This window comes from Sinorhizobium sp. NG07B, assembly GCF_002532005.1.
GTDB lineage: Bacteria > Pseudomonadota > Alphaproteobacteria > Rhizobiales > Rhizobiaceae > Sinorhizobium > Sinorhizobium fredii_C.
In genome coordinates this window covers 1368479-1382360 of record NZ_NWTD01000001.1, presented here as the reverse complement: position 1 = coordinate 1382360, position 13882 = coordinate 1368479, and the positions used below count along the sequence as shown (strand labels likewise).

At 63.3% G+C, this 13882-nt stretch carries 15 protein-coding genes and 1 pseudogene; 6 read left to right on the top strand and 10 right to left on the bottom strand.

Annotation, left to right across the window (positions count from 1 at the left end; translation table 11 throughout):
- The first annotated feature begins 427 nt into the window (after positions 1 to 427).
- Positions 428 to 1489: a LacI family transcriptional regulator gene (locus CO664_RS06655; protein ID WP_097538605.1), complete on the top strand. Its 1062-nt coding sequence runs from the start codon at positions 428 to 430 to the stop codon at positions 1487 to 1489.
- 22 nt (positions 1490 to 1511) lie between these two features.
- Here CO664_RS06655 and CO664_RS06650 read toward each other — a convergent pair whose 3' ends face one another.
- Positions 1512 to 2750: a transcriptional regulator gene (locus tag CO664_RS06650; RefSeq protein WP_234820112.1), complete on the bottom strand. Its 1239-nt coding sequence runs from the start codon at positions 2748 to 2750 to the stop codon at positions 1512 to 1514.
- Between the two features lie 114 nt (positions 2751 to 2864).
- Between CO664_RS06650 and CO664_RS31130 the strand changes: the two genes are divergently transcribed.
- Complete coding sequence (locus CO664_RS31130; protein WP_234820110.1) at positions 2865 to 3185, top strand: hypothetical protein; 321 nt, start codon at positions 2865 to 2867, stop codon at positions 3183 to 3185.
- Positions 3186 to 3406: 221 nt separating this feature from the next.
- On the opposite strand, the gene CO664_RS06645 is transcribed toward CO664_RS31130, so the two are convergent.
- Positions 3407 to 4081 carry a hypothetical protein gene (locus CO664_RS06645; protein ID WP_097538224.1) on the bottom strand — a complete coding sequence of 225 codons (675 nt, stop codon included), beginning with the start codon at positions 4079 to 4081 and terminating at the stop codon, positions 3407 to 3409.
- A 228-nt stretch (positions 4082 to 4309) separates the two neighbouring features.
- On the opposite strand from CO664_RS06645, the gene CO664_RS06640 reads away from it, so the two are divergent.
- Entirely contained in the window at positions 4310 to 4909 is a 600-nt protein-coding gene (locus CO664_RS06640) for a YdeI/OmpD-associated family protein (RefSeq protein WP_097538223.1), read from the top strand.
- A 24-nt stretch (positions 4910 to 4933) separates the two neighbouring features.
- On the opposite strand, the gene CO664_RS06635 is transcribed toward CO664_RS06640, so the two are convergent.
- Entirely contained in the window at positions 4934 to 5203 is a 270-nt protein-coding gene (locus tag CO664_RS06635) for a hypothetical protein (protein ID WP_037423718.1), read from the bottom strand.
- 105 nt (positions 5204 to 5308) lie between these two features.
- A complete protein-coding gene (gene gndA / locus CO664_RS06630) occupies positions 5309 to 6739 on the bottom strand; it encodes an NADP-dependent phosphogluconate dehydrogenase (protein WP_097538222.1) in 1431 nt (476 codons plus the stop codon).
- A gap of 399 nt (positions 6740 to 7138) precedes the next feature.
- Between gndA and CO664_RS06625 the strand changes: the two genes are divergently transcribed.
- The 3 genes from CO664_RS06625 to CO664_RS06615 all read left to right on the top strand — a co-directional run bounded on the left by CO664_RS06625 (position 7139) and on the right by CO664_RS06615 (position 8792).
- On the top strand, positions 7139 to 7945 hold the full coding sequence (locus CO664_RS06625) for a helix-turn-helix domain-containing protein (RefSeq protein ID WP_097538221.1): 807 nt from the start codon (positions 7139 to 7141) through the stop codon (positions 7943 to 7945).
- Positions 7946 to 8023: 78 nt separating this feature from the next.
- The gene (locus tag CO664_RS06620) at positions 8024 to 8455 is read left to right on the top strand and encodes a polyketide cyclase (RefSeq protein WP_097525067.1); all 432 of its coding nucleotides are present in this window, start codon (positions 8024 to 8026) and stop codon (positions 8453 to 8455) included.
- The gene (locus CO664_RS06615; protein ID WP_176536538.1) at positions 8439 to 8792 is read left to right on the top strand and encodes a VOC family protein; all 354 of its coding nucleotides are present in this window, start codon (positions 8439 to 8441) and stop codon (positions 8790 to 8792) included. Before CO664_RS06620 ends, CO664_RS06615 begins: the two co-directional genes overlap by 17 nt.
- Positions 8793 to 8835: 43 nt before the next feature.
- On the opposite strand, the gene CO664_RS30615 is transcribed toward CO664_RS06615, so the two are convergent.
- The 6 genes and pseudogenes from CO664_RS30615 to CO664_RS06585 form a co-directional block, all read right to left on the bottom strand.
- A complete protein-coding gene (locus tag CO664_RS30615; protein ID WP_162109160.1) occupies positions 8836 to 9015 on the bottom strand; it encodes a hypothetical protein in 180 nt (59 codons plus the stop codon).
- 108 nt (positions 9016 to 9123) lie between these two features.
- Positions 9124 to 9318, bottom strand: a pseudogene (locus CO664_RS06605) (cytochrome C oxidase Cbb3); the annotation flags it as partial.
- A gap of 61 nt (positions 9319 to 9379) precedes the next feature.
- The gene (locus CO664_RS06600; protein ID WP_037423706.1) at positions 9380 to 10303 is read right to left on the bottom strand and encodes a lipid A biosynthesis lauroyl acyltransferase; all 924 of its coding nucleotides are present in this window, start codon (positions 10301 to 10303) and stop codon (positions 9380 to 9382) included.
- Positions 10304 to 10314: 11 nt separating this feature from the next.
- Complete coding sequence (locus CO664_RS06595) at positions 10315 to 11343, bottom strand: zinc-binding dehydrogenase (RefSeq protein ID WP_037423703.1); 1029 nt, start codon at positions 11341 to 11343, stop codon at positions 10315 to 10317.
- Positions 11344 to 11386: 43 nt separating this feature from the next.
- Positions 11387 to 12670: a beta-ketoacyl-ACP synthase gene (locus tag CO664_RS06590; protein ID WP_097538219.1), complete on the bottom strand. Its 1284-nt coding sequence runs from the start codon at positions 12668 to 12670 to the stop codon at positions 11387 to 11389.
- 11 nt (positions 12671 to 12681) lie between these two features.
- Positions 12682 to 13881, bottom strand: a complete 1200-nt coding sequence (locus CO664_RS06585) for a beta-ketoacyl-ACP synthase (protein ID WP_097538218.1) — start codon at positions 13879 to 13881, stop codon at positions 12682 to 12684.
- Position 13882: the final 1 nt, after the last annotated feature.

Here is a 13882-nt window from a genome sequence, read left to right as displayed (position 1 = left end):
TATTATTTTAATACTTCCTTTGGTTGTATTCTGCGGACCGGTAAATGGGTTCATTCGGCCACACCAAGCTGCCGCAGCGCTTCAGAAATCATCTCGTAAGTGCCTGCGACGCATAATTTAAATCGACGTGTTGCGATGCGCATCACAAATGGAGTGTTCGCGAACGCTGCATGACGCTGCACGCACTCCTAATTCAACTCACCGTTTACGCCCTTCGCAGCGCAACAACAAAAAGGCTCGACTTCGCTACTGTATCGTTACAGATTTCAAGGTACGATTTCGCCTCGCCCCGATATGGTGCGTTCGGGCAAATCGTATATAACGCCCCTACGGGCTAAGGAGACGGGCTATCGCGAGCGGCCACCGCGGGGTGCGGCTGGGAACGGCGATCTTGAAGGTCCGAACGAGCGGGCTTTGCGTGATGGGCATGGAAGACAGGACGAGAAACAGGCCAGCGGCAGCGCCGCCAACGGAGGGCGGCAGGCCGACATTGAAGACGATCGCCTTCATGACCGGGCTCGGCATCACAACCGTTTCCCGCGCGCTGAAGGACGCGCCCGACATCGGCGCCGAGACCAAGGAGCGGGTGCGCCTGGTCGCCAAGCAGATCGGCTATCAGCCGAACCGCGCAGGCGTCCGCCTCAGGACCGGCAAGACGAATGTCATCAGCCTGGTGCTGACGCTCGAGGAAGAGATCATGGGCATCACCAGCCCGATGGTCATCGGCATCACCGAGATCCTCGCCGGCACGCCGTATCATCTCGTCGTCACGCCCTATAGTTCCTCCAAGGATCCGCTCGGGCCGATCCGCTACATTCTCGATACCGGCGCTGCCGACGGCGTGATCATCTCTCGAATGGAGCCGAACGATCCACGCGTGACGCTGCTCACCGAGCGTCAATTTCCCTTCGCGACACATGGCCGGACCGAAATGGGGATCGCCCATCCCTATCACGACTTCGACAACGGACGCTTCGCGTATGAGGCGGTGCGCAGGCTTGTCGAGCGCGGCAGGCGCCGGCTGGTGCTCCTGGAACCGCCGCCGCACCTCACCTTCCATTCCCACATGCGCACCGGCTTCGAGCACGGTCTCAAGGATTTCGGCGCGGAGTCGGTGAGCTTCCATCAGGTCAACATCGACTACAGCCTCGTCGCCATCCGCGACGCTTTCGAGAAGCTGATGGGCTCTTCGGACGCCCCCGACGGGATCGTCTCCGGCAGCGGCTCGGGTGCCATTGCGCTGATTGCCGGCATCGAGGCGGCGCGCAAGAAGCTCGGCGAGGACGCAGACATGGTCTCCAAGGTCCCGAGCGACTTCCTGCGCTGGCTGCGCCCGGAAGTGATGACCATGTACGAGGATATCCGGGTCGCCGGACGCGAACTCGCCAAGGCGGTCGTCGGCCGCATCGAGGGAAGCCCTCCCGAAACGCTTCAAAGCCTCAGCCAGCCCGAATTCCAGCCGCCGATGCAGAGATCGCCGGAAGTTTAGACTAGGTCGGTCGATCCGCGGGCTACCAGTTGCCCTGCCAGCCCGCTTTGCGGAGACTAATGCGTATTTGTTCGCGTTGCTCGGGATTGACGAAGCGCGATACGAACTCGCCGAGTTCCTCCTGTCCTTCAGACGAGTTCCGTTGCATTTCGGCGGCTGCCTGTTCGGCCTCACGCTGGCGCCCCAGTTCCACGAGACAACAGACGAGTGCGCAGTGCGTGGAGGGTAGATCCGGCCGCTTGGCCGCGGCATTGAGCGCCGGTTGAAGCGATTCTTCGTACTCCCCTGTGAGGAAATGCGCGAAGGCCAGGAAATGCAGCCATAGGAATGCAAGCGGATCGTGCGGACTGAGGCGCAGGCCTCTCTGAAATGGCTCAATCGCCTGGCCGGCCCGGCCGAGGAAGAGGCGCGACATACCGAGGAGCATATAGCCGAGCGCAAAGCTGGGACTGAGGTCAATCGATCTTTGGGCGGCCTCCATTGCCCGATGGAGCCTACCCATGACGACACTCATAATTCCCACCGCATAATGCGCATAGGGGTCGGTTTCGGCAAGTTGCGCGGCACGCAGCGCCGCCTGCCATCCCTCCGCCATGTCCCCCGCGGGGTTCTCGCTCCACCGGAAGAACAGCGTCCCCGCGTTGCACCTGCCAAGCCACGTGTATCCTTCGGCGATATCGGGCGCCGCCACGATCGCCTTGCGAAACAGCTCGCGCGCACAGCGATGCTCTGCCGGCGTGAACTGATAGAAGTGCCACATGCCGCGAAAGATCAGTTCCCAGGCGGTCAGGTTCTCCGGCGCTTTGCGCCGCACCCGTAGGGTCTCCATTCTCAGCATTTCCGGCTCGATCGCGCCGGCAACGCGGTCGACGATCTCGTCCTGCAGCGCGAAGAGCTCCGCCAGGTCACGGTCGTACCGTTCGGCCCAGACATGATGGCCGGTTTCCGCTTCCACCAACTGCGCCGTGACGCGAACCCTGTCGCTCGATTTGCGCGTGCTCCCCTCCAACACATAACGCACGCCGAGTTCACTGCCGATCTGCTGCACCGTGGCGGCGCGGTTCTTGTAGGTGAAGCTCGAATTGCGGGCGATGACGAAAAACCACCGGAACTTTGCGAGGGCCGTAATAAGATCCTCCGTCAGGCCGTCAGCAAAGTAATCCTGCTCGGCATCTCCGCTCATATTGACGAATGGCATCACCGCGATCGACGGCTTGTCCGGCAAGGCCAAAGAGCCGCTCTGGAGCTCGGTTATCGGCACAGGCGGCTCCATGCTGGAGCGGACGCGATAGGCGCGCACCGGTCGCGCGATATTTTTTAAGGTTTTTTCGCCGAGGCACTCACACGCAAAGCTTAGCTTTCCGACGATTTGATCATGCACGGAAGCAGAGATACAGATGTCGCCCGGTTCGTCGAGGGTCTGCAGCCGCGCCGCTATATTGACCCCGTCTCCGAAGAGATCACCGCCGCGGGCGATTACGTCGCCAAGATTGATGCCGATGCGGAACATCATGCGGCGGCGTTCGGGGAGATCGATATTGCGGCGGCCGAGGGCGCGCTGAATAGCGACGGCGCAACGCAGCGCCTGCACGGCACTTGCGAACTCAACCATGACGCCATCGCCAGCCATGTTGAACACCCGACCGCGGTGTTCGGCGACAAGACCCGCAATAATCTCCTGATACTTAGTAAGTAGGCTGAGCGTCGCCTCTTCGTCTTCCGACATGAGACGGCTGTACCCAGCGACGTCGGCAGCCAGGACAACGGCCAGATGGCGTCCCTTTGCTTCATTCGTCGGCACTAGCCCCTCCCTCGCCCCTCAATGGAGCAAGTCTACACCTTGCCGGACGCTTTCATCCAGAGGCGACACCGATGAGATGCACCGCCGCGGACGAACATTTCAGATTTCACAATGTTTCAAAGGACGCAGCCGCACCTCGCGGATCGGGCATAGGAGACGATCTCGGCCCGTTTGCTGCGCCCGTCGCCGAGGAATTCGTCGACGGCCGCGGCGACGTCGCTCGGCCGGTACCGTGCCCAATGGCCGAGGCCATGGAGGGCTGCTTCCTGGCACGCGATCGAGCTGAGGCCTAGCGTGCGGCGCATGACATCGATCGCTGCCTTCTGCATGCGGTCGCAAGAAGGATCGTCCGGGAGCGCCAAAGACGGGAACTCGTCCCACCACATGTAACAGACAGTGTTCAGGGGAGCCGCGCCGGGCTCGTCTACGTGGCCCAACACAGCAGCACAGCGAGGTGCGAATAGATCGGTGAAGACGTTCTCTATGGCCTCAATGCAGGAGAGCCGCGCCCCCGTCGGCGTTGAGGTGCTGTAGAACCACCCGTTGTCACCCGAGGCGCTGGTGCTCAGGAGATAGGTGAGTCCCTGGGCAATCTGCGCATCGGAGAAGCTGGCGAGCGAGTGCTCAGTTGTCGAAAAGAGCCTCGTGAAGTACTCGATGGCGACGGGCGGCTCTGGATTCCACCAAGGCGGATCTTCGTCGAAGAACCAGGGATAGCCGTGCGGCCTGATCGAGTGGCCAAAGGCGTGCTCGAGCCAGGCATCGTAGCTCAGGTTCGAAACCGCGGGCATGCGAGCCTCTTTCCGTTGGAGGTCACGTTATCCGGAACGCGCAGGCATGCCGGGGCCAATCATCCACGTAACTTAACCATCTCACGAGCCCGTTGCGCACGCCAGTTGCGTTTACCGCGCCCCGCTTGTCGGTTCGCGTCGTAGGGTGAGGGCTGGAAGGCGACAGCGGCGCCTTGTAGGCTCGCCGATTCAGGAGCGATGATGTCACCGCCAGGAGGAAACTGACTGATGCCGCCCGTCAAGGTCGATCCCGACAAAGTGCATGAATTCGAGGACCCCGCAGCCTTTTATGCCTGGCTCGGCAAGCACCACGACAAGCAGGACGAAGTCTGGATCAAGGTCCACAAAGTTGGGTCGGGGCTCAAGTCGATCACGCCCAAGCAGGCCATAGACGTGGTGCTCTGCTGGGGCTGGATCGACGGGGTGCGCAAGGGGCTCGATGAGAAAAGCTTTCTCCAACGCTACACGCCACGTGGCAGGAAGAGCACCTGGAGCCAGATCAATGTCGATAATGTCGCGCGACTGATCGAGGACGGCCGGATGACGGAGCACGGGCTTCGGCAGGTGGAGATGGCCAAGGCCGACGGCCGCTGGGACCGCGCCTATAAGAGCGGCAAGGACATGAAGATCCCCGACGACCTCCAGGCCGCAATCGAAGCCGAACCCAAGGCCAGGGAGATGCTTAGCAAGCTTAGCGAACAGAACCGCTTCGCGCTGGCCTTCCGCACCCACAACATGAAAACCGAAGCCGGTCGAAAGAAGAAGATCGAGACCTTTGTCGAGATGCTGAAGCGCGGCGAGACGATCTATCCGCAGGGGAAGAAGTGAACCGATCGAGCCCGTGCTTATGCTTCATATGCTCACGGCTGGCCAGTACTTGTCGTCGGTAAAATCCGCCGGGATCGGATTGAGCTGTTCGAGTTTCTCGGCGACGAAATCGATCTGCATCTTCAGATATCGGATGGAATGCGGCATCGGCGCACCCGTGGCTAGGCTGCGTACCCGCCATTGCTCGTAGCCCGACGCCCTTATGCGCCGCTCCGCCTCGCCGCGGATACCTCCCGGCCCGGTTCCGGACCCAGTGTCGATCGCCTTGCCCCCTTCGATCACCCTGAATTTCATGCTGCCTTCCCGATTGCTCCCTTGCTTGAGATGTCGTGAGCTTGCCGCGGAAGGGCGACCGGCGCCACCCTTCCTTTGGTAGAAGCGATCTGAACTGATTCTAAACTAAGCGGTCAAGCCGCTGCCCCACGGTCCGTGGTGGCTGTCGGCGCCGTCGACGCGGTCGAAACCGTGAGCGCCGAAGAAGTCGCGCTGCGCCTGGATGACGTTCGCCGTGCCGCGGCCGCGGCGGTAGCTGTCGAAATAGCCGAGCGCCGAGGCGAGCGCCGGCACCGGCAGGCCGCCGAGCACCGCCGCGGAAACGACCCGGCGGAGCGCCCCGTCGGTTTCCTTGACCATCGCCGCGAAGGCGGGCGTGACGATCAGGTTGGCCGCATCCGGCGCCTTGGTGAAGGCGGTGGTGATCTCGTCGAGGAATTGCGAGCGGATGATGCAGCCGGCCCGCCAGATCCGGGCGATCGTCGGCATCGGGAGGTTCCAGTCGAACTCCTTCGAGGCGGCCGACATCACCGCGAAGCCCTGCGCATAGGCGCCGATCTTGCCGGCGAGCAGCGCGCTTTCGAGGTCCTTGATGAAGGCTTGCTTGTCCGTCACCTTGAACTCGCCAACCGGCGGCAGCCCGAGGATCTTTTCGGCTGCCTCACGCTCCTCCTTCGCCGAGGAGATGCTGCGGGCGGCGACGGCCGCCTCGATGGCGGTCGCCGGCACGCCCATGTTCTGCGCCTCGATCACCGACCATTTGCCGGTGCCCTTCTGTCCGGCCTTGTCGAGGATCAGGTCGACCATGGGCTTGCCGGTCAAAGGATCGGCGGCCTTCAAAACCTTTTCGGTGATTTCGATCAGGTAGGAATTGAGCCGGCCCTTGTTCCAGGCACCGAAGACCTCGCCGATCTCCTGCGCCGTCATCTTCAGTCCGTCGCGCAGGATGCCGTAGATCTCGGCGATCATCTGCATGTCGGCATATTCGATGCCGTTATGGATCGTCTTGACGAAGTGGCCGGCGCCGTTTTCGCCGAGCCAAGCGACGCAGGGATCATTGTCGTATTTCGCGGCGACCGAGGTCAGCACCTTCTCGACGCGGCGATAGGATTCCTCCGTACCGCCGACCATGATTGACGGTCCATGGCGCGCCCCCTCCTCGCCGCCGGAAACTCCCATGCCGATGAAGGTGAGGCCGCTATCCTTCAACGCATCGAAGCGGCGCATCGTGTCGCGGAAATTGGCGTTACCCGCGTCGATCATGATGTCGCCGTTGTCGAGATGGGGCTTCAGCGCCTGCATCTGCTGGTCGACGGGGTCGCCGGCCTTGATCATGATAATGATCGGGCGCGGCGGACGGATAGCGGCGACGAATTCCTGGATCGTTTCGCAGGGAACGATCTGTTCCTTGAGCGCGCCCGCCTCCGCGTAGAATTTCCGCGTCGCGTCAACCGAACGGTTGAAAACGGCGATCTTGTTGCCTTTTTCCGCGATATTGAGTGCCAGGTTCGATCCCATGACGCCGAGACCGATGAGGCCGATTTCCGCCTGTGACACGTGCTTCCCTCCATTGGGCAGGAGAGCCATGCACGGGCCGCGAAGTCGCGTCGGTGCCGGCTCCTTCGAATTGAACTGCGCACGTCCCGGTGGCCCGCGAAGGGGGTGCCGGCAACATGCGGCGGAGGAGGCTGTTTTGGCACTCAAATCGATTTACGACAAGCCATTCCTGAGAAAATCACTGCTTCTCCGGCTTGCCGTCGCCGTCGTCGAGCACGCGCCGTCCAGCGGAATGCAGCGAGGCTGAGACCGACCCAGATCCTTGATCTGCGTCAAGTTCTGGAGTCGAATGCGCGCGGTGCGTCGCCCCCGGCAACAATCAGCTCCTTTCGGCCCACTTCCGGCTGTAAGATGGCTGCCGTGTCGCCGTAGTAGCGCCGACACCGAGGAGAGCCGGGCATGCCGAACATCACACCGCCGCGACTTGCGCAAAGCACGGGCATTTACCGGGAGCGGCCCGCCGCCGGCGCGCTTGCTGCCTATTTCAAATGCCTGTGGCTGCATCGACTCCCCGACGGCGAAGCGCCAAGCATGGCCGTCGTACCGGACGGCTGCGCCGACGTCATCTGGACGTCCGGCGGCCCGGCAATCGTTGGACCCGACCGTGTCGCCGCCTTCCCCAAGCTCGCCGCAGGCGAAACCATCTTCGGTGCCCGGTTCAGAATTGGTGCAGCGGCCGCCTGGCTGCGCACGCCGTTGAGCGGGTTGACCGGCCGGACGGTCCCACTCGATCTCCTTTGGGGGCGAGCGGCCAACGAAATGGACGAGCGGATGGCGCTGGCACGGGACGCCACCGAGCGGCTCGCGATATTGGCAGGCGCATTTAAAGGCCGCCTCTCGACCGCGCACCCCCCGCCACCGAACATCGCTTCGTTGGTGAAGCATCTCCACGAGGCTCGCCCAGCCGCGGCCGATCCCATCCGAAACCTGGCGCGAACAACCGGCTCTAGCGAGCGAAGTCTCCGCCGTCTCTGCCTCGAGCATTTCGGCTATGGCGCCAAGACCCTAGATCGCGTGCTGCGCCTGCAGCGCTTCCTGGCTGCCGGCCGCGGCCGGCCGCAGGACAAATTGGCGGCCCTCGCCGCCGATGCCGGCTATGCCGACCAGGCACACCTTACCCGGGAAACGAGGGAGCTCACCTCGCTGACGCCCGGCGAAATCCTGCGGCAATTCGCTCCAGACCCATCAGAGAAATCGAAGGGGTGATTTCAGCAGCACGATTGGCCGTTTCGTTCAAGACCATTGCACAACGAGGTGCTATCCGAACTCAAAACGGAGACGCGCATGACCACGATGGCCGCCAGAATTATCCACGTCTCGATCGAGCGAGACTGGCGCGATGTCTACGCCTTCATGGCCGATCACCAAAAGATGCCGCTTTGGGCCTCCGGGCTCTCGACGGGGCTTGCGCGTGACGGCGACGAATGGATCGCGCCGGGCCCGCTCGGCAATGCCCGTGTTCGTTTCGCTCCCGCCAATGAGTTCGGCGTCGTGGACCATTTGGTGAAGCTCGAGAACGGCGCGAAGATCCACAACGCGCTCCGGGTGGTGCCGAATGGCGACGGCGCGGAAGTGATGTTCACCCTACTGAGACAGTTCGACATGAGTGACGAACAATTAGCGGCGGATGCCGCCTGCGTTCAAAAGGATCTCGACACCTTGAAGACCATTCTGGAAGAATCAAAAGACGGCAAAGGACATCGCCATGACCGGTAGCGACCGACGGATCGACTATATCGAATTCAACGTGGCGGACATCGCGGCGAGCAAGGCCTTCTACGGCAGCGCGTTCGGCTGGACCTTTACCGATTACGGTCCGGAATATTGCGAGTTCGCCGACGGCCGGCTGACCGGCGGCTTCACGACGCTCGGTCCGGTCCGCAGCGGAGGGCCGCTCGTCATCATCTATGCCGATGAGCTGGAAGGCGCGCTCGCCCGCGTCGAGGGCGCCGGCGGCAGGATCGTCAAACCGATCTTCACCTTCCCCGGCGGCAGGCGCTTTCACTTTGCCGATCCGGACGGTTACGAGCTGGCGGTCTGGTCCAAGCAATAGCGGCAGTTCGAAATGTTCGACGGGCGGAGTGGACGGCGAAGGGCTATTCGCCGAAGCGGATGAAAAGCGCGCTGACGAGGCCGAAGACGACGATGCACTGGAGGATGAACATGGGCCATTCCTGTGACATCCGCTTCTCCTCCCGCGTGACCACCGCCACAATGGATAGCTGTAAGGAGCGGCGCCGCGGCACAGGCCCCTCGCGGCAACTGCCAATTTCCATTGGCATCCCGCCGCCGGCAAAGTTTAGCATCTCCTGTTGAACTGCGCACGAAAAGCCGCGCGCCCAGAAGGACGCGCGGCTCGCAGCGCGCTTTCTCGGGTTGCTTTGCTACTCGCCGCCGCCGAGGGAGTGGACGAAGACCGCGAGTTGCTTGACTGTCGTATCGCCCATGCGAGGCAGCCAGGCCGGCATGACGCCATGCTTCGGTGCCTTCATCCGGTTGACGATCGCCCGCTCGCCCTCCCCGTTCAACCAGATCGCGTCCGCCAGATTGGGTGCCCCCATCTCGCGATTGCCCTTCGCCGGCGCGCAGCCTGGCGGCTCGGAACCGCGGAGAACGCCCCGCAAATCGAATGAGATTGCTTCAGAGACTGCGCTTGATACGCCACCGGTCGTGATACCAGAGCCACTGGCCCGGATATTCGCGAACCCAGCTCTCGACCTTGTCGTTCAGCATCTGCGCCGTCGCCGTGACATCGACGCTGCCATCGGCCCTGCGCGGAATTTCGACGGCCGGCTCGAGTTCCAGCCGGAATCGGCCGCCGGGGAGGCGGATGCAACGGGCCGGATAGACCTCGCAATTGAACTGGCGAACAAGTTTCGCGAGCAGCGGATTGGTCTGGACGTCCTGGCCGAAGAACTTCGTCTTCAGGCCCTTGCGGAATTTCTGGTCGACCAGCACGCCGACGCCGCCGCCGCGTTCGAGCTGGCGGGCGAGCGCAAAGGAGGAGCCCGCATGGGAGGGCACGAGATTGCCCATCCGCTCCTGGCGGAACTGGAAGACCTTGTCGGCCATGTAAGGATTGTTCGGCGGCCGGAAGAGAACGGTGACGTCCAGCCCGAAGGCGGAGCCCGCCACAGGCAGCATCTCAAAATTGCCGCTATGCGCCGTGAAGACGATGAAGGGCCGCGGATTGTCTCGCAGCTCCAGGAAGAGCGGAATGCCCGAGACCTCCACCCTGCCCGGCTCGGCGCGGTGCGGATCGAAGTCGAAGAGCCGGTCGAGGAAGACATATTCGGCCGCGAGCCGGCCCATATTGCCCCAGCTTTCGAGCGCGGTCTCCTTTATCCAGGCGTCGCTCTTCTCAGGATAGGCATTGCGCAGATTGGTAAGCGTCAGCTTATGGCGGCGGGTCTTCGGACCGATCCAGCGCGCGACGCGATCCATGAAATTGATCGCCGCATCCGCCGGAAAGAGCTTCAAAACATTGAGAAGCAGGAAGACGAGCTGTGCGATCAGCCATTGCCGGAAGCGATCGGCAGCGAGCACCAGCCGTGTGATCAGCATCCGCACCGGGATCAATCCATCCGCAGAATAATCTTGCCGAAGATCTGCCGAGACTCCATCCGCTCGAGCGCACGATCGATGTCGGCGAGGCCGACTTCGGTATCGATCACCGGATGAACGAGGCCGCGCGCCATCTTCTGCATGGCGTTCGCCATGTTTTCCATGCGGCAGCCAAAGGAGCCGAGCAGCTTCAACTGCTGCTGGAAGAGCATCATCAGATTCATGTCGGTCGAGACGCCCGAGGTCGAGCCGCAGGTGACGAGCCGGCCGCCGCGCTTCATCGACAGCATCGAGCCCGCCCAGGTGTCCTTGCCGACATGCTCAAAGACGACATCGACTCCCTTCTTCTTGGTGAGCTTGCGTACCACGCCCTCGAAACGGTCGGTGCGATAGTTGATGACGTGGTCGGCGCCGAGCGCCCTCGCCTTCTCGATCTTGTCGTCGGAACCGACCGTGGTAATGACCGTGCAGCCGATCTTCTTGGCGAGCTGGATCGCCGCCGAGCCGATGCCGGAGCCGCCGGCATGGACAAGGATCGTTTCGCCCGGCTCGAGCTTGGCATTATCGAACAGCATGTGCTCGACCGTACCGAAGGTGACCGGCGCCAGTGCCGCACCGACCGCGTCGACACCGGGCGGCGCCGGGACCAGCAGGCGAGCCGGCAGATTGATCTTCTCCTGGGCGAAGCCGTCGAGATGGAAACCGTGCACGCCGCCGACATGCTCGCACAGATTGTCGCGCCCTTCCTTGCAGGGGCGGCAGAGGCCGCAGGTGCGCGCACCGTAGATCGAAACGAGCTGGCCCGGCAGGACATTTGCCACACCCGGTCCGATGCTCTCGACAGCGCCGGACGCTTCCGCGCCGATGACCAGCGGCATCTTGCGCTTGGCAAAGGCCATGCCGCGCCAGCCCCAGACGTCGATATGGTTGAGCGCGACGGCCTTGACCCGCAGCGTCACCTCGCCCGGACCGGGCGTCTCCGGTTCCGGCAGGTCGGTAATTTCGAGCTTGCGGTCATCGAGCAGTTGCAGGGCGCGCATGGTCTTTCCTTTGCGGAAGGCAGGTATTCGATCGTCGAGCGGCTTAGGCCGGCTCGGCGGTCATGACAAGGCTGGCATTCTGGCCGCCGAAACCGAAGGAATTCGACAGGACCGCGGTGACCTGCTGGCTGCGCTTCACGTTCGGCACGACGTCGAGAACGATCGCCGGGTCCGGGTTCTGGTAGTTGATGGTCGGCGGCAGCGTGCCGGTGAGCATCGTCTGGATCGAGAAAACCGCCTCGACCGCACCGGCGGCGGTCAGCGTGTGGCCGATCATCGACTTGTTGGACGAAACCGGTATCGACGGCAGGCGCTCACCGAAGACGGCCGACATCGACAGATATTCCATCTTGTCGTTCTCCGGCGTCGAGGTGCCGTGGGCATTGATGTAGCCGATGCCGGTTTCATCGATGCCGGCATCCGCAAGCGCCGCGCGGATCGTCGCAATCGCCGGCCCACCATCGGGCGACGAGCGCGTGCGGTGGAAGAGATCCGCCTTTTCGCCGCAGCCCTTGAGAATGCCGTAGATGCGGGCGCCGCGGGCGAGTGCCGCTTCGAGCGATTCCAGCACCAGGGTGGCCGCGCCTTCGGCGATGACGAAGCCGTCTCGATCCTTGGTGAAGGGTTTCGAGGCCTTTTCCGGCGGATCGTTCTGGGTCGAGAGCGCCGAAAGCAGCGAGAAGCGGATCAGCGCCTCGGCGCTGACCGAACCGTCGGTCGCAACCGTCAGCGCCCGGTCGGTACGGCCCTGGCGGATCGCCTCGACGCCAAGCTGGATCGCGGTGGCGCCCGAGGCACAAGCCGTCGACAACGTGACCGGCAGGCCGCGCGTCCCGAAACGATCGGCAAGCCGCTCGGAAATCGACCCGAAGAGCACGGCCTCGTGGAAGACCGGATCGGCCTTCTGGCGCATCGCGGCGAGGAAGCGGTTATAGGCGTCGCCCGGCCGTTCCGAGGCCGGCGCCCGGTCCGCGAGCTCGAAGCGCGCGTTCCACTCCGGTTCGATCGGCGGCGCTGCGAGGAAGAGCGGGCCGTTGAAATCGCCGGAAAGACCGGCCTGCGCGAGCGCTTCCAAGGTCGTCTCGCGCGCCATCGCATAGGAGCGTTCGACGGCGTTGTCGGCCGGAATTTCGATGAAATCGACCGTGCCGCTGATGCGGGTCGAAAGGCCCTCCGTCGGGAAGCGGGTAATCTTGTGAATGCCGGAAACGCCGCCGCTGAGCGCCGCCCAGTTGTCCTCCAGCCCCTGGCCGAGCGAGGTGATGACGCCCATGCCGGTAATGGCGACGATCGGGCGGCCGAGGTGATCGGTGTAAGCCTTGCTCATGCTTGAGCTCCTTATTCCGCGGAAAGCACGGCGACGCCTTCGCCGCGGGAATGGCCGATGGTCGTGACGATCGCCGCCTTGGCGGACGCCGTCATCGGCGCCTCGGCAGGATCGAAGGGCGGCACCTTCGCCGAATGCCCGAGCGAGAGCGCGGCAAAAGCCATGCCGACCGGGAACTGCGCCTCGATACCGTGACCGACGAGACCGCCATAGGCGCGGACCGGCCGTCCGGCGAACTCCGTGTCGAGGAATGCCTTCTCGCGGCGCGCCAGGTCGTGGAAGCCGCTGGTGCCGGAAAACACCACGGTCGACTGCGGCTCAAGTTCTGCGGCAGGTCGTGCCAGATCCCGGAGCCGTGCCTCGAACCGGCCGTCTTCGCGGCTGCCGCGATCGCCTTCGATCGCATCGATCGTGGCATAGATGCGGGCGCCGCGGGCTTCGGCATATTCGCGCGATTCCAGAACGAGGAATGCGCCGACGGACCCCAGGATCATGCCGCCGCCGTTCTCGGGATCGCGCGACCAGATCGGCTGCCACTCGCCAAGCGCATGTCCCTGGATGGCTTCGATCAACAGGATGATGTCGAGGCGTTCGGCCGAGAAGGCGCCGCCGACGAGCGTATGCGTCGACTGCCCGGCCTTGATGCGGGCAAAGGCGGTTTCGATTGCCGAAATGCCCGCCGCTTCCTCGCCCATGAAGGTGCGAGACGAGCCCGTCACCTTGTGGACGATCGAGATGTTGCCGGCCAGAAGATTGGAGAGCTGGGCAAGAAAGAGCGTCGGGCGGAGCTCCGTCGTCAGCTTCTCGTTCAGGAGTTGTTCGCGATCATTGCGCTTCAGGCCCTCATCGACGATCAGCGAGTCGACATTGATATCGCGTTCGCCGCCGCCGGCAGCGACGATCATGTCCATGCTGCCGCAGGCTTCGAGATTGTCCTTGAGCCCCGCGTCGTCCAGCGCGAGCCCGGCTGCGAAGACGCCGAGGCGCTGCCAGTTCTCCATCTGCCGCTGATCGCCGCGCTTGGCGATCTGCGCCGACCAGTCGATCTCCGGCAGGGGATGGACCGGATAAGGCGCAAAGCGCTCGGTCTCGACCCGGGCCTTCGGCGGTTCGACGGAACTCAGCAGGGCAACATGCGGCTCGGCGCCGACGCCCTGGCTCGTCACAATGCCGACGCCGGTGATCACCACGTCGTTTGCGGATTTGGTCATC